The following is a 24418-nucleotide window of genomic DNA, read 5'->3' as shown; positions in this document are numbered from 1 at the left end:
TATCGATCTTCCAGGAGCCAATTCATGAAACTTACACAATTTAGTTTGACGATCGCAGCCGTATTTCTGACTGCTCAAGCGTCCGCGGCTACCCCAAAACTGGGTGTCGTGTATGACGCGGGCGGCAAGTTCGACAAGTCGTTCAACCAATCCGCTTTCGAAGGCGCCTCGCGCTTCAAAAAAGACACGGGCATTTCCTTCATCGAAGTGCAGGCATCGAGCGATACGCAGGCTGAACAAGTCATGCGTGGCCTGGCCCGCAAGAAACTCGACATGATCGCGGCCATCGGTTTTGCGCAAACGCAAGCCGTGCAAAAGGTCGCCAAGGAATTCCCGAACGTGAAATTCGTGCTGATCGACGGCCAGGCCGCCGGCAGCAATGTCAATTCCGTCGTCTTCAAGGAAGAAGAAGGCTCCTACCTGGTGGGCGTGGCTGCAGCCATGGCCAGCAAGAGCAAGAAAGTCGGCTTCATCGGCGGCATCGATATTCCATTGATCCGCAACTTCGCCTGCGGCTACGCGCAAGGCGCGAAGGCCGTCAATCCGAAGACGGAAATCACGCAAAACATGGTCGGCACCACGTCCGGCGCCTGGAATGACCCGGCCAAGGGTGGCGAACTGGCCCGCTCGCAATTCGAGCGCGGCGTCGATGTCGTCTTCGCCGTCGCTGGCGGCAGCGGCATGGGCACCCTGCAAATGGCCAAGGAAAAAGGCAAGCTGGCTATCGGCGTCGATTCGAACCAGAATCATCTGTATCCAGGCAGCATCCTGACCTCGATGGTCAAGCGCGTCGACAACACGGTCTACGACAGCTTCATGCAAGTCAAGAACGGCACCTGGAAGGGCGGCGTCAGCTATAAAGGCTTGAAAGAAGGCGGCGTGGATTGGGCGCTCGATGCGAACAACCGCAAGCTGATTACGCCGGAAATCGAAAAGCGCGTGTTGGGTGCGCGTAAGGACATTATCGATGGCAAGATCAAAGTGATCGATTACCGCGTCGGCAGCAGCTGCCCGGTTTAATTTTTCTCCGTATCTTTTAGCGCGCCGCCGGGGCCAGTCTCCGCGCGGCGCGTTTCCATGAAACTATCCAGTTATGAACCTATGCAGCCAGCAGTAGAATTTCGCAGCATTTCCAAGCAGTTTGGACATGTGAAGGCGAACGCCGACGTCAGTTTCTCCATCGCCAAGGGCAGTATCCATGGCTTGGTGGGGGAAAACGGCGCCGGCAAATCGACCTTGATGAGCATCCTGTACGGGTATTACCGTGCCGACGGCGGAGAAATCTTGCTCGACGGAAAAGTACAGCCTATCCGCAACAGCCAGGAAGCGATCAACCTCGGCATCGGCATGGTGCACCAGCACTTCATGCTGGTCGAGAACTTCACCGTCCTCGACAATATCATGCTGGGCACGGAAGGCGGTTTTCGCCTGGCCAGCCACCGCACGGAAGCGGAAGCGAAATTGCGCGAGATTTGCGCGCGCTACCGCCTCGACGTCGACCCGCTGGCAAAGATCGAAGACCTCTCCGTCGGGGCGCAGCAGCGGGTGGAAATCCTCAAGCAGATTTACCGCAGCGCCAATATCCTGATCCTCGACGAGCCGACGGCCGTGCTGACGGCCCAGGAAACGGCGTCGCTGTTTGAAATCCTGCGCCTGTTCAAGGAGCAAGGCAAGACCATCATCCTGATCACGCACAAGCTGCAAGAGATCCTGGAAATCACCGACAACGTCACCGTCATGCGCGGCGGCACGGTGGTGGGCGCCGTGGCGACGGCCGGCACCTCGAAAGAGGAACTGGCCAACATGATGGTCGGCCGCCCCATCCAGAGCCACTTGCCCCGTGCACCGTACAATCCGGGCGCCACGGTGCTGGAAGTGGACGGTCTACAACTGGCCGACGAGCAACAGGTCAAACTGCTGGCCGACATCGGTTTCAACTTGCGCGCCGGCGAAATCGTCGCCATCGCGGGGGTCTCGGGCAATGGCCAGAGCGAGCTGCTGGAAATCCTCTCGGGCATGCGCTTGCCGACGTCCGGCAAGCTGCGTTTTCTCGACAAGGACTTGCCGTTTGCCAAGCGCCACGATGCCGACGGCTTGCCGCTGGCCTTCCGCGAGCTGGGCATCGCCCACATTCCAGAAGACCGCTTGCGCGATGGCGTGGTAAAGAATTTCTCCGTCATGCAAAACACCATCCTCGGTTATCAGGATCACCTGAAAAACCGCTGGGGCCTGTTCAACTTCAAGGCCATCGGCGCCCGCTGCGCGGAACTGCTGAAAACCTTCGACGTGCGCCCGGCCAATCCGGACTTGCGCATCGGTTTGTTGTCCGGCGGCAACCAGCAAAAGGTGGTGATCGCGCGCGAAGTGCTGGCCAAGCCGAAACTGATGCTGGTGGGCCAGCCCACGCGCGGCGTCGACATCGGCACCATCGAAAGCATCCATACGCAATTGCTGGCCCTGCGCGACGCGGGCGTGGCGATCCTGCTGGTGTCCGTCGAACTGGAAGAAGTGCGGGCGCTGGCCGACCGCATTCTCGTCATGTGCGGCGGACGCATTACCGGCGAACTGAAAATTGAAGAATTCGATACCACCCGCATCGGTCTGTTGATGGGGGGAATGCATAAATCATGAATAACGACTTGCCACGCTGGGCGACAGCCTTTGTCATGCCCATGTTAAACCTGCTGTCGGCCTTGCTGGTCGCAGCCCTGGTGATTTATATGCTGGGCGAAGACCCGGCCGAATCGCTGTCGATCCTCGTCCACAGCGCCATCCTCAATCCGGAAGGCTTGAGCTACACCCTGTTTTACGCCAGCACCTTCATCTTCACGGGCCTGTCGGTTTCCGTGGCGATGCAGGCCGGGCTGTTCAATATCGGTTCCGAAGGCCAGATGTATATCGGCGGCCTGGGCTTGACGGTGGCCATGCTGGCCTTCGACCAGACCCTGCCCGCCTGGCTATTGATTCCGGCGGCCATGATCGGCGCGGCCCTGTTCGGCGCGCTGTGGGGTTTCCTGCCCGGCTACCTGCAAGCCAAGCGCGGCAGCCACATCGTCGTCACCACCATCATGTTCAACTTCATCGCCGCCAGCCTGATGAACTTCGTGATCGTGAAGTACCTGATTCCGCCGGGCGAACAGAACACGGCCAGCCGCGTGTTTGCGGAAAGCGGCGAAATGCCGCGCCTCTCCACCTGGTTCCCATCCTTGGGCGACACGCCGCTGAACATCAGTTTTATCCTGGCGATCGCCGCGCTGGTGATTTACGGCGTGATGGTCTGGCGCTCGTCGTGGGGCTTCAAGCTGCGCGCCACGGGCCTGAACAAGCACGCGGCCCACTATGCGGGCGTGTCGATCAGCAAGATGATCATCATCGTCATGCTGATCTCGGGCGCGCTGGCGGGCCTCGGTTCCGTCAATTCCATCATGGGTTCGACGCATTATCTGTCGCTCAACTTTGTGGGCGGCGCCGGCTTCATCGGCATCGCCATCGCCCTGATGGGTCGCCAGCATCCGGTCGGCATCTTCCTGTCCGCCGTGCTGTTCGGCGCGCTGATCCAGGGCGGCTTCGACCTGTCGCTGGAAAAACCGAATATCCCGACGGAAACTTTCATTTTCATCCAGGGCTTGATCATCCTGTTCTGCGGCGCCATGGAAAACTTCTACGCACCGGCCATTTCCGCCCTGCTCAAGCGCACCAAAGGCTAACACCATGACACTCGACGACTTTCAATTCGCCAGCATCCTGGTATCGACCGTGCGCAATGCGCCCGTCCTGATCTTTGCCGCCATGGCCGGCCTGTTTGCCGAACGCAGCGGCATGATCGACATCGGCCTGGAAGGCAAGATCCTGGCCAGCGCCTTCGCTTCCGCCGCCGTGGCCTACACGACGCAAAACCCGTATTACGGCATGGCTGCCGGCATGCTCGTCTGCGTCGCCCTGGCCCTGCTGCAGGCCTACGTCAGCATCACGCAAAAGGGCAACCAGCTGGTGGCCGGCATGGCGATCAATATCGCCATGAGCGGACTGACGTTTGTGCTGGCGCAATTCTTCTTCCAGCAAGGCGGCCGCACGCCCGACCTCGGTTCGGCGCGCCTGTTCGACGTGGTCTTGCCGGGCACGCAGTACGTGGAGCATATCCCCTTCATCGGCTGGGTCTACGCCCACCTGATCGGTGGCCATTCCATCCTCGTCTACGTGGCGTTCCTGCTGATCCCGCTCGTGCACTGGCTGCTGTACCACACGCGCTTCGGCCTGCGCCTGCGCGCCTGTGGCGAAAACCCGCATGCGGCGGACTCGGCCGGCGTGAGCGTGGAAACGACGCGCTACCTGGCCATGCTGGTGGCCGGCATCCTGTGCTCGTTCTCGGGTGCATATCTTGCCATCGTGCAAAGCGGCTTCTTCCTGCGCGACATGTCGGCCGGCGCCGGCTACCTGGCCCTGACGGCCATGGTGTTCGGCAACTGGCGCCCCGTCTACACCTTCCTCGGCTGTCTGATGTTCGGCTTCTTCGCCGCCATCCAGATTCAAATTGAAGGCGTGGACTTGCCCGTCGTGGGCCGCATCCCCGGCTCCTTGATCCAGATGGTGCCGTACGTGGTCACCGTGATCGTGCTGGCAGGCTTGATGGCGAAATCCATCGCGCCAAAAGCTATCGGCATTCCGTTCGTCAAATCGCGCTAAGTTTCAGCGAGCGCTGACAAAAAGCGAAGCCCGCGGGCTTCGCTTTTTTTACGCCGAAAGAATTGCGTCCAGCGAGAAAAACACGGGCAGCCCCAGGCTGCGCGCCACTTCCACCATCTGGTCGGCGCCCTGCGACGCGCCGCCGAGGCGCAGCACGGCATCGCAATGGCTCAATAAACGCGTCGCATGCGCGTGAAATAATTCCTCATACACTACATCGCCAACCCCGGTGGAGCCGGCCAGCGCCAGCATGGGCAAGGCCAACCATTCACCGAGCACGGGCATGTGTCCTCTGGCATACAGGGGCAGGCAGACGGCTTGCATGGCTGCCACATTCGCCGCCATCAGGGCGGGATCGTCGCCCGTGCCGGAACGGTAGGGGCCGGCAACGAGGATCTGCATGCCCTGTTTGCGCGGCATCAAGTGCGATTGCGCATGCTGCAGCAGCATGATGGTCTTGCCATCGCAGATGCGGCCATCGGCCACCATCTGCAGCGCTTGCGCCATGGGCAGTTCCAGCACTTCGATGTCTTCTCCCTCGTGCGCCAGACCGCCGCCGTCGCCGATACGGCTGGACGGATCGTATTCGGCAACAAAGAAATGCAGGCGCTCCGTCACGGAGCCGGGGCTCATGAAAGCCTGGAATATCTTTTGCACCTGCCCCACCCGGTAACCGGTTTCCTCTTCCACCTCGGCGCGGATGCGCTGCTCCGCGCTGGCCTCTTCCAGCAAACCGGCCGCCGCTTCGATGAGGAAACCATCGTGGCCTGCGCGGTAGGTGGGAAAGCGGAACTGGCGGATCAGGATCACAGTCCGTTGGATTTTGTTGTAGAGCAGGATGGTGGCACCATCGCCGCGATCATAGGTTTCCCGCGTCTGCGTCTGCCACTGGCCATCATGGCGCAGATAGTCGAACGTGGTCTTTTGCAGCAGATACCAGTCATGCGACAGGGTCTGCACGCCCTGGATACGGACCCGTTCCTGCTTGCTGTTTTCTTCGCGCATAGTGTCTCCTTGTGCTTGCACGTATCGACTTTATCATGCAAACTCGTGCAATATCAAGAAAATACAAGAAAAACCATGCTCACACATCAACGCAAACAATACCTGCTGGACTTGCTCCAGCGCGAAGGCCAGATCGTCGCCAAGGCCGTCAGTGATGCCTTGGGCTTGTCGGAAGACACGATACGGCGCGACCTGCGCGAACTGGCGAAAGAGGGATTATTGGAGCGCGTGCATGGCGGCGCCCTGCCCTTGCTGCCGCGCTCGCCCGCACTGGCGCCGTTTGCGGGACGCGAACAGATTTTTCCCGAAGCCAAGCCCGCCATCGGCCGCGCGGCGGGCGCCATGATACAAACGGGGCAAGTGGTGTTCCTCGATGGCGGCACGACCGCCGTGCAGCTGGCACGCCAGTTGCCGCGCGACTTGCGCGCCACCATCGTCACGCACAGTCCGTCGATTGCCGTCGAACTGGTGCATCACCCCGGCGTCGACGTGCTGATGCTGGGCGGGCGCCTGTACAAGCATTCGATCGTGGGCGTCGGCGCTGCGACCGTGGAAGCCATCGGCCGCATCCGCGCCGACCTGTATTTCATGGGAGTGTCCAGCCTGCATCCGCAAGCGGGCATCACCACCGGGGATTATGAGGAAGCGTGCGTAAAACGCGCGCTGAGCGACGCGTCAAGCCGCACCATCGTGCTGGCGTCGCCGGAAAAATTCAACACGGCCTCGCCGTTCCAGATCGCGCCCTTGAGCCAGGTCAACGATATCATCGTGCACCGCGACGTGGACGACGCCCTGCTCGCGCCCTACCGCGAGATGGGAATTAGCATCACCCTGGCATGAAAAAAGCGGCCCGAAGGCCGCTTTCGAATGACATCTTACTGCGGCCAAATTACTGCGGCCAGATCGCCTGCAGCACGGCTGCCAAGTGATAGCCACCCTCGATCAGCTGCTGCTTCGCCAGCGCCGAGCTGGGCACGGGATAATTGTCCGGCACGTTCAAATTCCACACGTTGTAGACCTCGCCCTTGCGACTCGTCTGCTGCATGGCCGGGCCGGCCACCACGTCCGTGAAAGCAAGCTTCGACGCCGCCAGCGAGGCATCGGCCCACTGATACGGCCAGGTGGCAGGGTCGCCGCTGTTGGCGCTCACTACCGGCGCGCTGGCGATCACGGTGCGGGCGAACTGCTGCGGCGTGCGCGTGCTCAGGCGACGCATGGCGTAATCGACCACGGTCGTATCCCAATACGAATGCAGGGGCTTGGTGGGCGATCTCGGATAGCTGCTGGCAGGCTTGGCCACGCCATCCTCGGCCGGCAGCGGCGCGGGAATCACGGCGTCCGACAGCGCCGTCATCTTCGCATCGTCAAGCAGCAAGTCATTGCCGCCGCGTGCATTGAAAATGGCGACGTCATCGATCTGCGCCTGCGTGGCGGGCACGAAAAACTGGCCATCCTTGCCAAGAAACGCATTGCCCACATGCAATGGCTGGTGGATATCGCCCACCAGGTGCGTGATCAAAATCAACGCTTCGCGCTGGCTGAAGCCGTGCGGATTGCTGGCCGCATCAGCCTTGCCTTGCAGCACCAGGATCGCCTGCTTGAGCGTTTGCACGATATCGTCATCGGCCGTGCCCACGCCATGGTCATGGTAGTGCGCGTTCTGGAATGGCACGTTCGTGTAGTGGTATTCGCCATGCTTGGGATTGGCCGCTACATAGGTCAGCATTTCCGGTGTTTGCGGGCCGCAATACGTGCCCTTCACGCAATCGGGCCAGTTGGCGATCTTTTCCAGGCTTTCGCCCGGCAGCAGCAATTTGGCCACTTGCGCCTGGGCCGCACTGTCCTTGAGCAATTGATCGGCGATGGCGCCCACGGCGCGGTGGCCGTCGTTGCCCCAGGCCAGCACATTGCCGGAGGTGAAAGCGGCGCCCAGCGCCAGCACGCTCAGCAGTTTTTTCATGTTCACTATTACTCCTTGCCTTGCGGCGTGGCCTTGGCCGGCTTCGGATACTGCTTGTTGATGTCGATCGGCTGCGCATACGCCGAGCTCCACGTCTGCTCATGCAGCGCGGCAATGCGCTGCGCCATCTGTTCGTTGCGCAGCACCACTTCCAGGTTGCGCGAGAGGTCGAAATAACCGCCCGCCCAGTTGCTCGTGCCGACCCAGGCCAGCTTGCCGTCGATGGTCATGGTCTTGCTGTGGATCACGCGCGCGAACGGGATGAAACCGGTCGACGCCGCGGGAATCGTCACGATACGGATTTCCACGTTCGGCACCAGGGCCAGGCTTTTCAGGTAGGCGATGGCCGGCGCTTCCGTGTTCCAGCTTGACACCATCAGCTTGATTTTCACGCCACGCTGGGCGGCGGCGCGCACGGCATTGTCGATCACGGCGTAGTACGGCCGCGTGCGGTTGGGGCCGTAGGACAGCGGCGCGTAGTCGAGCAACTGGATGCGCACTTCGTTTTTCGCTTCCGCCAGCAAGGCCGGCAAGCCCGTTTCCGAGTCGCCCACGCCAGCCGGGTTGTAGGCATTCGGGCTGGCCAGCAGGAAAGCGTTTTGCGCGTAATTGGCCAGCACCACCTTGCTGTTAAGTACGGTGGCGCGGCTGCCTTTCGACGTCAATGCCTGGGCTTGCCAATCCTGTTCGAAGATGGCTTGCACCTGGCTCACCATGGCGGGCTCCGTGATTCTCAAGCCCGTCTCATGGATGTGCTCGAACGAGCGCCAGTCGAAATTCTGGCTGCCGATGTAGGCCACCTGGCCATCGACGGCCAGGTATTTGGCGTGCACGATGCCGTTGCCCGTGACTTTATTGAAATCGATCAGGCGCAAGTCCAGGTTGGGAACCGCCTTGATCTGCGCGATGGTGGCCGCTTCCGACAGGCCCACACCCTTCTGGTCCAGCAGGAAGCGGATTTTCACGCCGCGCTGGCCGGCGGCCGTCAGGCTGGCCAGCACTTTTTCAAAAGCCGTGCCCGGTTTGCTGACAGCATAGAACTGCGCGATGACGATCTCTTTTTTTGCCCCGTCGAACAGCTCGCTCCACACGGCAACAGGCTCGCGCAGGTCGGGATTCGTCAGGGTGGTTTCCACGGGCGAGGTGTGCACCAGCTCAAAGCCGGGAATGGTGAAATCCGCGTGGGCCGTGCCCGCGAACAGGGTAGTGACGAGCAGGGAAACAGATAAACGACGCATGGTTATTCCTTGTAAAGATTATTTGACGCGTACGATGCGGCCGGCCGCCGTGGCGCTGCCGGCCGGCTTGCCGGCGCGCGCGCGGTCGATCAGGTAATTGCTGAAGGCGTCGATGTCGCGCACGCCCGTGTCGAGCCGGCGCGTGCCGGCGGCCAGCACGGTGAAGCGGTCGCCGCCGCCGGCCAAGAAACTGTTGGCGGCGACTCTGTATTGTTGATTGTCATCAAGAGGAATGCCGTTGAGCATGATGCTGCCTGGCAGCACGCGCTTGCCTTGCGGTTGCGTGCTGTCCCAGCGATAAGTAAAACCGTCGGACACTTGCAGCAGATTGCCCTCGCCGGCCTCTGCGCCTGGCCATTGCTGTTCGAGCAAGGTACGGATTTGCGCACCGGAAAGACTCACAACGATCAGCGTATTGCCGAATGGGACAACTGCCTGGTTCTGGCCCACGTTCGTCATCAGGTCGGCGCCCGCTTCCAGGTCCTTGCGGATGCCGCCATTGTTCATCAAACCGATTTGCGCACCGGCAGCGCGCGCGCCGAACAGGGTGCTGTCGGCCACCAGGTCACCCAACGGCGAAGCGCCGCCACCCTTGGTGCTGCGGCCCACGTTCGGCACGGCGATGGCGGCCACGGGACGCGACAATTCCGCAGCACTGCGCTGCTTGACCGATTCCAGGTAGGCTGCGACGGCCGGGTCCGGCTCATACATGCCTGGCAGCATGACGACGTTTTGCGCGCTGGCATCGACGACGGCATTCTTGACGGGATCAACCTTGAGCTTGATGCGCGTCAACATGTGTCCACCCATCTGTGCTTGCGTCACGAGGCGGCCATCGACACGGCACAGATAACCCTGGTGCGAATGGCCGCTGATGACCAGCTGAATCGCCGGGTCGAGGCGTTTCACCACGTCGACCACTTCGCCCTTCAAATGGCTGCAGTCGGCCTGGTCGACGGCTTCCTTCGTCTCGCCGCCCTGGTGCAGCAGCACGACGAACACGCCCACGCCTTGCGCGCGCAGTTGCGGCAAGGTGGCGTTGATGGCGTCCGCTTCATCACCGAACTGCAAGCCGGCAATGCCGGCGGCCGTCACCACGGACGGCGTATCTTTCAATACGGCACCAATCAGGCCCACCTTGACGCCATGCACCTCTTCGATGCGGTAGGCCGGCAGCAGGGACTTGCCCGTTTGCGTATCGATGACATTGGCCGCCATATAGGTGTAGCTGGCACCCTTGAAGTCCGGCGTGAATTTGCACGCCTTGTCGGCGCGCGACGATTCGCAGCCGCCGCGCTGCTGGCGCAGCAATTCCGCCTTGCCCTGGTCAAACTCATGGTTGCCGACGGAACTGGCCTTCATGCCCAGCATGTTCATGGCGACGATGCTCGGCTCGTCCGCCCACAGCGCCGACATGGCGGGGCTGGCACCGACCAGGTCGCCATTGCCGACAAAAATCAGCTGCGCGTCTTCGCGCCGCCACGCCGTCAAGGCGCCGGACAAGGTATCGATGCCACCCGCCTGCACCGTCCTGCGCTCGGCATCGGCGGCGCTCGTGTAGGTAAATTTGCTGCGGTCGAGGTTGCCATGAAAATCATTCAAGGCAACCAGGTTCACTTCAATCGGGCCGTTCGGCGCAAGCTGTGGCGCGGACGCTAAATTGCTGCAGCCGGACAGGATGAGAATCAGGGCCGCGCTGGCGACCTGGGTGCGTAAGAAGTGAGCCATGGAATCGATATGTCAAAAAAGAGAAAGGGTAAACCATCTTGTCTATAAAAAAACGGCTGGTGTCGCCACCAGCCGTTTTTTAGTTTGCCAAGCTACGGGGCAAGGACGAGATTAGAACTCGTACTTGATCGTCGCTTGCAGTGCCCATTGCGATTCGCCCTTGGCTTGGCGCGTTTCCAGGCTTTCCACCACAGGACGGGTGTTGTACACATACTTGCCGTTTTCCATACCAACGTAGTCGACGAAGCTGCGCACCTGACCACCAGCCGATTGGAAGGCCACTTCATTGATACGGCCCCATTTACGGTTGATCATGTTACCGACGTTCAGGATGTCGAAGGTGAAGATACCCTTGTTACCTTTAAAGAAGCCTGGCACTTCCTGGCTCAGACGCACGTCGAAGCTGTTGGTCCATGGTGCAAAGCTTTCGTTACGGCCAATCACGCCGCCCTTGGCCTTACGCAGGTCGCCATTCGCGTTGACGACGCTCCAGAACGCCGCTTCGTTGGCGGCACGTGCCGCTGGCGTGGCACCGGAGAACACCACTTCACCCGAACCTGGGGCTTTAGGAATGTACATCAAGTCATTGCCGGCCAGGCCGTCACCGTTCAAGTCATTGTTGATGGTCCAGCTGTATGGCTTGCCGCTACGGCCTTCATAGAACAGACCGAAGGTGGTCTTGTACTCGCCGAAGAAGCGTTTTTGCCAGTTGACGTTCGCCGTGAAGCGGTCCTTGACCATGTAGTTCGAGTTCGACGCGACGTTTTCGTTCGGGTTGAAGACGGCACGGCCGCCCCAGTTCGAGCTCGAGGTCGACGACGTCAGCGGCGACACTTCAGTGGCATCGCTGTAGGTGTACGACGAACCCCACGACAGGCCTTCGCGCAGCGGGCTACGCAGCGACAAGGTCAGCACGTTCGATGCACCCTTGTCGGTGTTCGTGGCCATCAGAACTTGACCAAACGCAGCATTGCTGCCTGCCTTGGTCAAGGCGCTGCAAGATGCACCGCCAATCAAGCTGCCCGAAGCGTTCCAGCACGACGCTTTGTACGCGTTCGCGCCATAATACAGCGGACGGCCGTCGCTACCGGTTGCCGTTGGCGCACCCAGGTTCAGCTCCTGGTAGTAGATCGAGTTCTTGGTTTGCAGACGCAGGTACTCAGCACCTACGATCAGCCCCATCCATGGCAATTCATGTTCGAATGCCAGATTGGCTTTCCACACCGAAGGTTGCGCCAGATCGGAACTCAGCAAGTCTACTTTCATTGCAGGGATCACCGGACCCAGATTGGTAGGCTGCTTGGTTGGATCAGGATTGAAGAAGCCAGGCGTATCCAGGCAGGTACCAGCCGAAGACGAGCAGGTGTAGTTTTGCGTGGCCATGCCGGTGTTCTGGTATGGATTGCCCAGCCAGACACTGGCTGCCGCGCCCTGGAACAAGCCGAAGCCGCCGCGCACTTGCGTCGGACGTGCCGAGTCAAACTTGTAATTGAAGCCGACGCGCGGCTGATACAGATTTTCACCGTCGATGGTACGCGTATTATCCACACCGAAACCGCCGGTTTGACGACCGAACTGGCTGGTACGTGCGACCGTTGGCAGCGCCGCGGTCGGATTGTAGATGGGCTTTTCGCCGATACGGGTACCGTCAATGCGCAAGCCGGCGCTAATGGTCAGCTGCTTGCTGACGTCCCAGGTATCTTGCACGAACAGGCCGATGTTTTTCAGCGAGAACGTTGCAGTGGCGTCAGCCAACGTGCGGCCAGGCTGCGGAACCTGATAGCTATACGAGCTTGGTCGGCCCAGGCGGAAGTTTTCCAGTACGGCAGCTTGGATCTGCGCTGCGGTCGTGGCCTTGTTGCCGCAATCGATAGTACCGAACGAGTACGTGACCTTGGCGCTGCTGTTGATACAGCCAAAGGTGTAGTTACCGTTAACGTTTTGCAAGAATGCATTATAGACATCGTTCTTGCTGTAATCCGTACCGAACTTGACTTCGTGATCGCCCAGCGCCCAGGTACCGGCAGCGTAGAAATCTTTGGTCTTGGTGCCCAGCACGTTCATCTGACGGCTTTGTTCCGTACCAAAGTTCAGGAAGCGGTTACCGGTCGCCAGGCTGGCTGGCGCACCATCCGGCAGCGCGCCAGAGAACTGCAAACCCATGGCTGGCAGGTAAGCATTATTTTTAGGCACGCTGTCATATTTACGCGACGATACCTTGACTTCGGTCGAGAACGTTGGGGTCCATTCGGCCGTCCATTGGCCAACCAGCGTTTCCAGGTTCTTTTCCTGGTTGTACCAGTAAGAGCTCAGCGACAGGCCCGTCGGCGAGAAGCCGGTGTAGATCGGTTCAGCTTGCTCGGTCTTGGCATAACGCAACATGATGCGTTGGGTATCGGTCAAGTTCCAGTCCAGTTTCAGCAGCTTTTCCTTGGCCGTGAATGCCGAGCCACCAGGAATCGCCAAGCTGCCGATATCCATACCGTACTTGTCCTTGGCGATGGCGATAGCGCCATCGATGGCCGATTGGGTAATCGCGACGTTGGTCTGCGCACTACCGACAGGACCGAAGGCCGGGGCGCCGCGCGAACTCTTGGTTTCTTCGTAGTTGGCAAACAGGAACAGTTTGTCTTCGATCAGTGGGCCGCCCAGGGTGATACCCTTAGTGGTGTCTTTCGATTTTGGCGGGGCGTAGTATTGGCCGGTGGTATCGTTGTAGCGGTCGCCAGCGGTGCTGTCATTGCGGAACACGTAGTAAACGCTGCCCTTGACCTTGTTGGTACCGGATTTGGTCACGGCGTTGATGTTGGCGCCGGTATAGCCTTTTTGCGTCACGTCATAGTTGGCCACGTTCACTTGCACCGACTGGATCGCTTCGATCGAGATCGGTTGCTTGCCAGTGGCGGTACCGGAAGCTTCCAGGCCGAAGGTGTCGTTCACGGCCACGCCGTCAATCGTCATCGAGTTGTAGCGCGAGTTCTGGCCAGCGACGGAAATTTCGCCGCGTTCCTTGTCAGTCTGCGACAGGCGCGGGTCGGCGCGGGCGTAATCTTGCAAGCTGCGCGAGATCGATGCCTGGGTTGCCAGTTCGGTCGGGCTGATATTGGTGCCGGCGCCCATGTTGTTGCGGTTAAAAACCTGGTTGCGGATGGCGTTCGTGCTGACATTCACCACTTGCATCTGCGCGCCCAGAGTCGCATCGACGCTGGCCGTTTCCGCCAGCTGGATGAAGACGCCTTCGCGTTTTTCCACTTCGCCATTCTTGGTGATGGTGATCGTGTAAGGACCGCCTGCGCGCAAGCCACGTGCAACATAGCGGCCTTCGGCATCGGTGGTTACATTGCTGACCGAGCCAGATTCAACGTGAACGATATTGACCTGTGCGCCAGCTGCAGGCTTGCCGTCATTGGACGAAATACGTCCGCTGATGGCCGAGGTCGTGTTCTGTGCGATCGATGGTATCGTCGCCAGTGCAATAGACAGACTGAACGCGATTTGCGTTAGCCGAAGCCGTTTGTGATTGATCATCTTTAACCCCAGAAAAGACTATTATTTTTTGAAAATCCTGGATTGCCCCACCATCCGGCTGCGCCGCACAGCAACACAAACACAAGATCTCCTCTTTACGATGCTGCAACTGTTACGCCGGCTGGACTGGCTGCGGTCCTGACAAGACCATCACAAAACGCCGCTCCACACATCACAACCATTCATATTCAGACAATAACGGCGGAAAAAACTGCGACCGATCCGTACGACCCAGGGCGCTAGCACCTGTATCATTCACCCGACATGCTTACCCGGCTAACATGGCAAGTCGCGAGTGTAATTGTTAAATATTTCAAGACTGTGACACGGCGGCAAAATGCAGAGGAATGTCGTCATTTAGTTGCGCGACTATTTGTTTCACTCTGCATCTCACCTGTATTTACTGCAAATACCCATCTTCATACGCTATCAGCCATACGAATTGTGACTTTTTAATATCACACTCATCCCACTATGCATCATCAAAAAATGGATGACAAATACGTTTTTTTTTACATATTTATATATTTTAAGTATAAATAGCATGGGGTAACTAGCTGGATTGATATCGTGCTGACAGCGTCCGGGCTTATGGCGCGAGATTATAAATGAGCAATATGTACTTGAAATTGATTCATCCAGGAAATTAGATAAAGTCGTGCATCTGCCGTCATTTGTGTCGCATGGCCGCCACAAAATTAACAAAAGAACATTGATGTGAGTTGAGGGGACAAATGAAAAACGGCCGGAAGATCCGGCCGCTCAAAGAGTATCATTTGCTAACGTCATGCAACTTACGGTTTCATACTCTTGCCTGCCTTGTCGGCCGCGGCAATTTGCGCTTCAAAGCGGGTGAAACGGGCATCGAGCGCCTTCAGCAGACGTTGCTTGTCCGCATCAGCCAGGAAGGAATACCGCAGGCTGTTGTACGACAGTTTTTTGATTTCCGCATAATCTGTCTTGTACTGGCTGGCAAACAGCACGTATTCATTCGACAGCGTATTGCGCGAGACGCCCGCGTCATCGGTGGAAATCACGAACGGCACGCCATACTTGCGGTACAGGGTGATCGGATGGGCCTGGCCCTTGATGCCGAGAATGTAATCATTGCTGGTCAGGTTCACTTCCACGGGTATGCCCCGCTCGCGCATCTTTTGCATGGTCGCCAGCGCATTGTGCTCGTACGCGATATCCATGCCGTGGCCGATACGGTCGGCGCCCGCCACATCGACGGCTTCGGCGATATGGAACGCCATGCCTTCCGGCGGCACCATGCCCAGCGCCAGCTCGCCGGCGTGCAGGGCGATCTTGACGTTCGGGTATTTTGCCTTGAGGAACTTGAACATTTCCATGTGCAGGCTGTAATCGCGCATCGACACGTTCACGCTTTCCTGGCCCACGATGTTCACGCCCACCAGCAGCGGATTCAGGCTGGCCGCCTTGAACGCGGCCACCATGGACGAGAACACTTGCGATGGCGACAGGAATCGCAGCACGTACGCCTGGTAGCGCATGGTGAAGTTCGCATCGTCGATGCCGGCGCTGCTGGCGTTGACGTTGTCGTTGTAGGCAGTGATGCTTTTCTGGAAGCTGGCATCCTGCTCGAGGCTCTGCGTCCAGTTGGCCAGCACGGCTTGCAACGCTGCCGGCGGCAAGCCCGGCGTCAGCACCTGCTGGTCGAACTGCGTGTTTTGCACGAATGGCGACAGCTCGAAAATCGTCTCGATGTAGCTGAGGTTTTCCGCGATGGCGCGCTGCTTCAGGGTTTTCAAGCCGTCAGCCGTGTTGCTCGACGCCACGGGGCCGAAGTAGCCGAAGGTGTCAAAAAAAGTGCGGTCCGGCGGCGTCTGGATGGCGCCATGGTTATAGAAATCCTTGGTCGACCAGCGCTGCAGCAATTCCGCATACAGGCCCGCATCGGCAAACACTTCCGTAGACGACAGGCATCCACGCTGCGCGGCCGGCTTGACGCGCTCGGCCGCCACGACGTCCTTGTTGCTTTCGATGCGGTACGTCGTCTTGTTGACGCAATAGTTTTCCTTGTCGACCCAGTCGAGGAATTGCTCGGCGTAAATGGCGCCCGAGTAATGGTGATGCAGATCACCGCCCTTGGGCATCATGGAGAAGAACAGGCTCAACTCGGCTGTCTTCGGCTGCGCACCGGCAACCAGGGCGGCAAAGTGGCGCGCGGTGGCCGCTTCATTGGAAGACGGGGCGGCCTGCGCCGTTCCAGTCAATGCCAGCGCGGCGCCAAGCGCCAGGCCAGTGAGTTTCTTGTGCATTCGCGTTCTCGCTCAGGATAATTCGTGTTGAACAACGGGTAGGTCAGCCCTGCCCCCGCACATGCACGCATTGCCCGCCTGAATAGGTGGCGGCCACGGCGCGGTCGTCACCTAGCAGCGCAAAGGCAAACAGCAATTCCTCCAGGCTTTGACAGCCGGCCGTGCGGCGCTCGAGCAACGGCGTCGACTGCTTGTCGAGCACGATGAAGTCCGCTTCCGTGCCTGCCGTAAAATTGCCGAGGGTGCCTTCCAGCTGCATGGCCCGTGCGGCGCCCAGGGTCGCCAGGTAAAACATGCGCAAGGCGGGCAGATAGCTGCCTTTCAAGCGTGCTACTTTATAGGCTTCGTTCATGGTTTGCAACATCGAGAACGAGGTGCCGCCGCCCACATCGGTCGCCAGCGACAGCAGCACTTTCGCCGCATCGGCCCGCTCGAAATCGAACAGCCCGCTACCGAGGAAGAGGTTTGACGTAGGACAAATGGCGGCCGCCGAAGACGTTTCCGCCATACGTGCGCGGTCGCGCTCGTCGAGCCAGATGCAGTGGCCAAACATGGCGCGCGGGCGCAGCATGCCGTACTGGTCATACACATCGAGGTAACTGCGCGACTGCGGATGCAGTTCGCGCACCCAGCGGCATTCATCCTCGTTTTCCGATACATGCGTCTGCAAATAGGTATCCGGGTAGGCGCGCGCCAGCTCGCCCGCCAGGTGCATCTGTTCATTCGTCGATGTCGGCACGAAACGAGGCGTGATCGCGTACAGCGAGCGGCCGTGCTTGTGCCAGCGCTGGATCAGCTCCTCGCTTTCGCGCGCGCCGGACTCGGCTGTATCGCGTAGGAACTCTGGGCAATTGCGGTCCATCATGACCTTACCCGCCACCATGCGCAAGCCGCGCGCCTCGCTGGCGCTGAAGAAGGCATCGACCGATTGCGGATGCACGCTGCCATACACCATGGCCGTGGTGGTGCCGCAGCGTAGCAGTTCATCGAGGAAAAACTCGGCCACGTTGCGCGCATGCTCGGGATTCTCAAACGCGCGCTCGGTGGGGAATGTGTACGTTTCCAGCCACGGCAGCAGGCCCGGCGCGGGCGAAGCGATCATTTCCGTCTGCGGGAAATGCAGATGCGTATCGATGAAACCGGGTACGATCAGCTTGCCCCGGTAATCGACGATCTGCGTGCCGGGCGGCAAAGTCGGCTGCAGTTGCGCATAATCGCCGGCTGCCACGACCTTGCCATCGGCCACGATCAGCAAGCCATCGGCATGCCAGGCGTGCGCGTCCTCGCTAAAGGCGGGATCGGCGTGGAAGTGCAGCAAGCTGGCTCGGTAAGCTTGCAATGTGGCAGGAACAATCGGCATGACTTCTTTCTATAACGGGTGAATGGCGGCGCGTGCTGGGCGCCGCGGTGGCGCGCTGGCAGAGGCCAGCCGCAGCGGTGCGGCCAGGGCGGCGGCAGCCGCTTCCTCCCACACCATCAGTAATTGACAGGCAACGGACGCGGCGATCACGGCCGGCGCCTTGTTGTGGATGCCAGGCATGCCGATCGGGCACACCATGGCGGCAATGCGCTCGTCCGGCACGCCGCGCGCCTGCAGGCGGTGCTCGAACTGCTTGCGTTTCGTGTGCGAACCGATCAAGCCGAACCAGCCTGCATCCTCGCGATCCATGATGGCTTGCGTCAAACGTTGATCCAGCGCATGGCTATGCGTCATGACAAGAAAACTGCCGCCCGACGGCGCCATGGCGACAAATTCCTCGGGCGTATCGGTGGCGGCGATGCGCACATTATCGGGTAGTTGCGCAGGAAACATGTCTTCGCGCTCATCGACCCAGGTGATATTGCAGGGCAAGTGGGCCAGCGCGCGCACGATGGCGGCGCCCACATGACCGGCGCCAAACAAGGTCAGGTGCGCGCGCGGCGCCAGGCAAGGGTCAACCAGCCAGCGCCGGCCCTTGCCATCCTGAGCGACATGGGTACTACGTTCGCGTGAAAACGTGTCGGGTGCCTGGGCTGGCATGCCGGCGATCAACGTGCCCGCCGCATCGAACAGCGCCGACGCGGCGTCGCCGTCGAGTGCCGTCAGACGCCAGCTGTCTTGCTGGCGTCGTTCGCGCAAGGCGGCCAGCAATTCTTTCAGACTGGCATCGATATACTCGAACGCCAGGTGGACGACGCCACCGCAGCATTGCCCCAGGCTGGGGCCCAGCGCAAAACGCTCGAGCCGCGCATGCGTGTCTCCTGTCGCCAGCATGGTCTTGGCGATTTCCACGGCGCGCAATTCCAGGTGGCCGCCACCGATGGTATCCACCTGGCCTTCAAGGGTGACGCGCATCTTCGCCCCTGCCTCGCGCGGTCCGGAACCTTCCACCAGGGCCACCGTCACCAGCACGGATGCCTGCGTGTCATTCTCGATTGCTGTCAGCCAGTCGCTCATCCTCTGCTCCTATGCGCTAGCGCAAACCGCTTGCACGGCCATGACCGCCTTGAGGATTTCCTCGCTGGTGGCTGGCGCATTCAACGGTGGCTGCACGGCGTGATGGCCGACGCTGGAAATGGCGTCGCGAATGGCAAAGAACACGGAAAACGGCAGCAGCAATGGTGGCTCGCCCACGGCTTTCGAACGGTGGATGCTGTCTTCCACGTTGCGGTTCTGGAACAGTTTCACACGAAAATCTTCTGGGCAGTCGGAAATGCCGGGAATTTTATACGTCGATGGCGCGTGCGTCATCAGCTTGCCCGCCGCATTCCACCACAGCTGCTCCGTCGTCAGCCAACCCATGCCCTGGATAAACGCCCCCTCCACTTGACCCAGATCAATCGCGGGATTGAGCGACTGGCCCGCATCGTACAAGGCATCGGCGCGCAGCAATTTCCATTCACCGGTCAGGGTATCGACCACCACTTCGGCCACGGCCGCGCCATACGCGTAATACGAAAACGGATGACCCGTCATCGTCTTCGCATCCCACGACAAGCCGGGCGTGGCATAAAAACCGTCCGACCACAGTTGCACACGAGCCAGATACGCCTTCTGCACCAGTTCGGCAAACGCAACGACGTGACCATTCACGTGGAGATGGTTATCAAAGAAGCGCACGCAAGCTGCCTCGCCGCCATACAGTTTGACCGCGTAATCAGCCAGGCGTTCACGGATCTGGCGCGCCGCATCCTGCGCCGCCTTGCCGTTCAGGTCGGCACCGGTGGAGGCCGCCGTGGCCGACGTGTTCGCCACCTTGCTGGTGTCGGTGGCCGTGGCCCGCACGCGATCCAGGTCCAGCCCCAGCTCGTGCGCCACCACCTGCATGACCTTGGTATTGATGCCCTGCCCCATTTCCGTGCCGCCATGGTTGACCAGTACGGAGCCATCCACATACACGTGCACGAGCGCGCCCGCCTGGTTCAGATGCGTGACGTTGAAGGCGATGCCGAATTTCAAGGGCGTGAATGCCAGACCCTTCTTCAACACGGGACTGGCCTCGTTAAAGGCGTCGATGGCGCGGCGGCGCGCGCGGTAATCGCTGCTCTCTTCCAGTTCAGCAACGAGCTCATGAATGACGTTGTCGACGATGGTCTGCCCGTACGGCGTGACGTTACGCCCTTCCGCATCGTTGCGCCCATAGAAATTGAGCAGGCGGATATCGAGCGCATCGCGTTGCAAGTGGCGGGCGATTTCATCGATCACGTACTCGATGGCAATGGCGCCTTGCGGCCCGCCAAAGCCGCGGAAAGCCGTGTTCGACTGGGTATTCGTCTTGCCGCAGGCGGCGCGGATATCCACGTCCGACAGGTAATACGTGTTGTCGAAGTGGCAGACGGCGCGCGTGGCGACGGGGCCGGACAGGTCGGCCGAGTAGCCGGCGCGCGTGGTCATGTCGACCTTGGCGGCAAGTATCCGGCCCTCGTCGTCGTAGCCCACCTCGTATTCATAGTAGAAACAGTGGCGCTTGCCCGTCACCAGCATGTCGTCGTCGCGGTCGGCACGCAATTTCACGGGACGCTTCAATTTGGCCGCCGCAATCGACGCCGCCGCCGCCCACAGGGCAGACTGCGATTCCTTGCCGCCGAAACCGCCGCCCATGCGACGGCATTCCACGGTGATGTTATGCGAATGCACGCCCAGCGCATGCGCCACCACGTGCTGCATCTCGCTCGGATGCTGGGTCGAGCACAGTACCAGCATGCCCTGCGCTTCCTTCGGGATGGCGTAGGAAATCTGTCCTTCCAGATAAAACTGTTCCTGTCCGCCCACATACAACTGGCCCTTGACCACATGCGGCGCACCCTCGAACGCGGCCTGGTAGTTGCCGCGCGTCAGTTGCATCGGCGGCAGCACGTACGATTGTGCGGCCTTGGCCGCTTGCGGTGTCATGATCGCGGGCAATTCCTCGTACGACACCTGTGCCAGGCGGGCGGCGCGGCGCGCATGGTCGTGCGTATCGGCTGCCACGATGAAGATGGGCTGGCCCACGTATTGCACCAGACCAAAAGCCAGGATGGGATCGTCGTGGATAATGGGACCGCAATCATTGGTGCCGGGAATGTCCTGCGCCGTGTAGACGGCGACAACCCCTTGCGCACTGCGCACGGCCGACAAATCCATGGCCGTGATGCGCGCGTGGGGCTTTTGCGACAGGCCCAGGGCCGCATGCAAGGTACCCTGTAATTCGGCGATATCGTCCGTATACGTCGCTTGCCCCAGCACATGCAATTGCGCCGACTCATGCGGGCTGGGCTTGCCCACGGCGGCCCAGGCGGCCGCTTGCAGTTCGGGCGTGGCAGGATGGTTCATGCTGGTCCTTTCAGGCGCGGCAAGCGTAGGCGTTGACGGCAGTGCGCTGCAAAGGCGCACCGGGGCGTGTTTCCAGCCAGAAGCGGCGCAACAGGTTTTGCGCCGTCGTCATGCGGTAAGTATTCGAGGCGCGCATGTCGGATAGCGGTGCATAATCGTCAGCCAGCAAGCGCATGGCGATGAGCAGATTGTCTTCCGTCCACGCCTGTCCTAGCAAAAACGCTTCCGCTTGCGCGGCCCGTTGCGGCGTGGCGGCCATGCCGCCAAAGGCGATGCGCGCATCGATAATGCGCTCGCCGTCGAGCTGGAAGGCAAACGCGGCGCATACGGCCGAAATATCCTGGTCGAAGCGCTTGGCCAGTTTATACGTGCGGAAATGCACATCGGCACGCGGTAAGGGCACGTGCACGGCTTCGACAAATTCGCCAGGCTGCAAATCTTTCTTTTGGTAAGCCAGATAGAAGTTTTCCAGCGGCATGATTCGCTGGCCGGCAGGACCGCGCAGCACAATCTCGCTGCCCAGCGCAATCAGCCACGGCATCGAGTCGCCGATGGGCGAACCATTGGCCACATTGCCACCTAGGGTGCCGGCGTTGCGAATTGGCAAGGAGGCAAAGCGCTGCCACAGTTCCGACAATTCTTCTGAGTAATGTCCGCACAGCGCCGCATAGGCGTCGTTCAGGCTGGCGCCGGCACCAATCTGCAGCTTGCCATCAACGATGGCGATGGTTTTCAGGGCCGTCACGTTACCAAGATAAATAATGTCGCCCAGGTCGCGCAGTTGCTTGGTCACCCACAAGCCCACATCGGTGGAGCCTGCCAGCAGACACGCTTGCGGCTTTTCCACCCGCAACGCCACCAGTTCGGCGATGCTGCGCGGCGCGTGGAAGTACTGGCCGCCATGTTCATAGGTGCTCAGGCTGCCGCGCTGCAGCGCCTGCAATTGCTGCGCCAGGGCATCGCGATCAAACGTGACGTGCGGCAATTCACCCATGCGTTTGGCCGCATCGATGATGGGCCGGTAACCGGTGCAGCGGCACAGATTGCCCGACAGGGTGTCGTCGATTTCACAGCGCGTGGGAGTCTCGCCGTTTTTTGCCAGATACATGCCCCACAGCGACATGACGAAGCCGGGCGTGCAAAAACCGCACTGGGAACCGTGGCACTCGACCATCGCCTGCTGCACCGGGTGCAAGGCGCCGTCGGGCTGTTGCAAGTCTTCCACAGAAAACAGGGCCTTGCCATCGAGGGTGGGCGTAAGCTGGATGCAGGCGTTGACGGCCTTCATTTCGACCTGGCCATCCACCAGGCTGCCGATGACGACGGTGCAGGCGCCGCAATCGCCTTCGGCGCAGCCTTCCTTGGTACCTGTGCAATGCAAGTCCTCGCGCAGGTGCTGCAACACAGTCTGCGTAGGGGCGGCGTTGCGTACTTCCTGTACGGCACCACGGTAATAAAAGCGGATCGGTTCTGACATGCTGGCCTCGGTATAGTCCCAGTATAGGAGATTAACACCGGCATACGGGACAACTATATGCAAAGACTGATTTTACTTATCATCCAATATCAATACCCTTCAAACAGCATAGGGATGGTTCGCATGCCAGTGCTCGGCGATATCGATGCGGCGCGTGATCCACACTTGCTCATGGCCCTGCACATAGTCGAGGAAGCGCGCCAGTGCGGCCGCACGGCCAGGGCGTCCCACCAGGCGGCAATGCAAGCCCACCGATAGCATCTTGGGCTGATTCAAGCCGTTCGGATCGCCTTCCGCGTACAGCACGTCGAAAGCATCCTTCAGATAATCGAAAAACTGCGTACCCGAATTAAAGCCTTGCATGGCGGCAAAGCGCATGTCGTTCGTGTCCAGGGTGTAGGGCATGATCAGCTGCGGCTGCACGGCCGGCATGCCGGCGGCATCCGTGTACGCCACTTTTTCCCAGAATGGCAGATCGTCGCCGTAATAATCCGCGTCGTAGCGGAAACCGCCATGCTCGACCACCAGTTTGCGCGTATTCGGAGAATCGCGCCCTGTATACCAGCCTTGCGGGGCGGCACCCGTCAATTCGCGGATGATCTGCACGGCTTCGCGCATGTGTTCGCGCTCCGTCGCCTCGTCCATGTTTTGATAGGAAATCCAGCGCAAGCCGTGGCAAGCGATTTCATGCCCCAGTTGCTGGAACGCAGCCACTGCCTCCGGATTGCGTTTCAAGGCCATCGAGACGCCAAACACCGTCAATGGCAAGCGCCGCTCCTCGAACATGCGCAGCAAGCGCCATAATCCGGCACGCGAGCCGTATTCATAAATCGACTCCATGCTCAGGTGGCGTGCGGGAAAAGCTGTCGCCCCGATCATTTCCGATAAAAACGTTTCCGAAGCAGGATCGCCATGCAGCACGCTGTTTTCCGCCCCCTCCTCGTAATTAAGGACGAATTGCAGCGCGATGCGGGCCTTGCCCGGCCATTGTGGATGGGGTGGCGTGCGGCCATAGCCGATCAAGTCGCGTGGATAATCTTCGTAATTGTTCATGCGGAGGCGCGCCTATAGGAGGACAATGTTGGCTATATGCCCAATCATATAGCCAGGCGCAGTCACCGGTATATGATTTGCACGATAAGCACATTCACTCACCCTATATACAGGATAGCAAATGGGAAAACTCAGCACGCATGTACTCGATATCGCCCACGGCAGGCCGGGAGCCGGCGTCAAAGTGGCCTTGTTTTCAGTTGCGCCGGAAGGAAAAGTGCTATTGAAGATGGATATGACCAATAGCGATGGCCGCTGCAGCACGCCATTACTGGAAGGCGAGAGCATGAAGGCGGGCCAGTATGAGCTGGTGTTCAATGCAGGCGACTATTTCGCTGCCCAGGGGGTGGAACTGCCTTCGCCCCGTTTCATCGACCTGGTCACCCTGGCCTTCGGCATTGCGCATACCGATGAGAATTACCACGTGCCGCTGGTGGTGTCGCCATGGTCGTATTCGACTTATCGCGGGAGTTAAGCGACGTTAAGCCAAAAATGCAGCGCACAGCGCTGCTTTTTTACGCCTGTCTGCCTGACAAGACAAACCACCAGACGAAAAAAAACCCGACCATTGCTGATCGGGTTTTTCTCTACTGCGAATAACAAGCCTGACGATAACCTACTTTCACACTGGTTGCAGCACTATCATCGGCGCAAAGTTGTTTCACGGTCCTG

The 24418-nt window shown here is 59.9% G+C and carries 16 protein-coding genes and 1 pseudogene; 6 read left to right on the top strand and 11 right to left on the bottom strand.

Features of this window, described 5'->3' with window-relative positions:
- The first annotated feature begins 24 nt into the window (after positions 1 to 24).
- From CSQ93_RS18610 to CSQ93_RS18595, 4 genes are all read left to right on the top strand, one after another.
- The gene (locus CSQ93_RS18610; protein ID WP_035824980.1) at positions 25 to 1020 is read left to right on the top strand and encodes a BMP family lipoprotein; all 996 of its coding nucleotides are present in this window, start codon (positions 25 to 27) and stop codon (positions 1018 to 1020) included.
- A gap of 81 nt (positions 1021 to 1101) precedes the next feature.
- A complete protein-coding gene (locus tag CSQ93_RS18605) occupies positions 1102 to 2631 on the top strand; it encodes an ABC transporter ATP-binding protein (RefSeq protein WP_035824977.1) in 1530 nt (509 codons plus the stop codon).
- Entirely contained in the window at positions 2628 to 3707 is a 1080-nt protein-coding gene (locus CSQ93_RS18600) for an ABC transporter permease (RefSeq protein ID WP_035824975.1), read from the top strand. The genes CSQ93_RS18605 and CSQ93_RS18600 overlap by 4 nt, the downstream gene beginning before the upstream one ends.
- A gap of 4 nt (positions 3708 to 3711) precedes the next feature.
- Positions 3712 to 4683 (top strand): ABC transporter permease, encoded by a 972-nt coding sequence (locus CSQ93_RS18595; RefSeq protein ID WP_099379312.1) that lies wholly within the window; start codon positions 3712 to 3714, stop codon positions 4681 to 4683.
- A 420-nt stretch (positions 4684 to 5103) separates the two neighbouring features.
- Here CSQ93_RS18595 and CSQ93_RS29520 read toward each other — a convergent pair.
- Positions 5104 to 5688: pseudogene (locus CSQ93_RS29520) on the bottom strand (NUDIX domain-containing protein); the annotation flags it as partial.
- Between the two features lie 75 nt (positions 5689 to 5763).
- On the opposite strand from CSQ93_RS29520, the gene CSQ93_RS18585 reads away from it, so the two are divergent.
- On the top strand, positions 5764 to 6528 hold the full coding sequence (locus CSQ93_RS18585) for a DeoR/GlpR family DNA-binding transcription regulator (RefSeq protein ID WP_099379310.1): 765 nt from the start codon (positions 5764 to 5766) through the stop codon (positions 6526 to 6528).
- A gap of 49 nt (positions 6529 to 6577) precedes the next feature.
- Here CSQ93_RS18585 and CSQ93_RS18580 read toward each other — a convergent pair whose 3' ends face one another.
- From CSQ93_RS18580 to puuE, 10 genes are all read right to left on the bottom strand, one after another.
- Complete coding sequence (locus CSQ93_RS18580; protein ID WP_099379411.1) at positions 6578 to 7648, bottom strand: S1/P1 nuclease; 1071 nt, start codon at positions 7646 to 7648, stop codon at positions 6578 to 6580.
- A gap of 8 nt (positions 7649 to 7656) precedes the next feature.
- Positions 7657 to 8886 (bottom strand): phospholipase D-like domain-containing protein, encoded by a 1230-nt coding sequence (locus tag CSQ93_RS18575; protein ID WP_099379309.1) that lies wholly within the window; start codon positions 8884 to 8886, stop codon positions 7657 to 7659.
- An 18-nt stretch (positions 8887 to 8904) separates the two neighbouring features.
- The gene (locus CSQ93_RS18570; protein WP_233516248.1) at positions 8905 to 10614 is read right to left on the bottom strand and encodes a bifunctional metallophosphatase/5'-nucleotidase; all 1710 of its coding nucleotides are present in this window, start codon (positions 10612 to 10614) and stop codon (positions 8905 to 8907) included.
- A gap of 111 nt (positions 10615 to 10725) precedes the next feature.
- The gene (locus CSQ93_RS18565) at positions 10726 to 14142 is read right to left on the bottom strand and encodes a TonB-dependent receptor (protein WP_099379308.1); all 3417 of its coding nucleotides are present in this window, start codon (positions 14140 to 14142) and stop codon (positions 10726 to 10728) included.
- A gap of 794 nt (positions 14143 to 14936) precedes the next feature.
- Positions 14937 to 16424: an adenosine deaminase family protein gene (locus CSQ93_RS18560; RefSeq protein ID WP_099379307.1), complete on the bottom strand. Its 1488-nt coding sequence runs from the start codon at positions 16422 to 16424 to the stop codon at positions 14937 to 14939.
- Positions 16425 to 16467: 43 nt separating this feature from the next.
- Positions 16468 to 17784 (bottom strand): guanine deaminase, encoded by a 1317-nt coding sequence (guaD, locus tag CSQ93_RS18555; RefSeq protein ID WP_099379306.1) that lies wholly within the window; start codon positions 17782 to 17784, stop codon positions 16468 to 16470.
- 9 nt (positions 17785 to 17793) lie between these two features.
- Positions 17794 to 18861, bottom strand: a complete 1068-nt coding sequence (gene xdhC, locus CSQ93_RS18550) for a xanthine dehydrogenase accessory protein XdhC (protein WP_099379305.1) — start codon at positions 18859 to 18861, stop codon at positions 17794 to 17796.
- A gap of 9 nt (positions 18862 to 18870) precedes the next feature.
- Positions 18871 to 21216 (bottom strand): xanthine dehydrogenase molybdopterin binding subunit, encoded by a 2346-nt coding sequence (gene xdhB / locus CSQ93_RS18545; RefSeq protein WP_099379304.1) that lies wholly within the window; start codon positions 21214 to 21216, stop codon positions 18871 to 18873.
- Between the two features lie 10 nt (positions 21217 to 21226).
- A complete protein-coding gene (gene xdhA, locus CSQ93_RS18540; RefSeq protein WP_099379303.1) occupies positions 21227 to 22693 on the bottom strand; it encodes a xanthine dehydrogenase small subunit in 1467 nt (488 codons plus the stop codon).
- A 99-nt stretch (positions 22694 to 22792) separates the two neighbouring features.
- Complete coding sequence (puuE, locus tag CSQ93_RS18535; protein ID WP_099379302.1) at positions 22793 to 23746, bottom strand: allantoinase PuuE; 954 nt, start codon at positions 23744 to 23746, stop codon at positions 22793 to 22795.
- Positions 23747 to 23867: 121 nt separating this feature from the next.
- On the opposite strand from puuE, the gene uraH reads away from it, so the two are divergent.
- Positions 23868 to 24221 carry a hydroxyisourate hydrolase gene (uraH, locus tag CSQ93_RS18530; RefSeq protein WP_070303439.1) on the top strand — a complete coding sequence of 118 codons (354 nt, stop codon included), beginning with the start codon at positions 23868 to 23870 and terminating at the stop codon, positions 24219 to 24221.
- Positions 24222 to 24418: the final 197 nt, after the last annotated feature.

It is taken from the genome of Janthinobacterium sp. BJB426, assembly GCF_002735705.1.
In the GTDB taxonomy this organism is placed as follows: Bacteria; Pseudomonadota; Gammaproteobacteria; order Burkholderiales; family Burkholderiaceae_D; genus Janthinobacterium.
The sequence above is the reverse complement of the archived record's forward strand: the minus strand, read 5'-3'. Positions and strand labels throughout refer to the sequence as shown.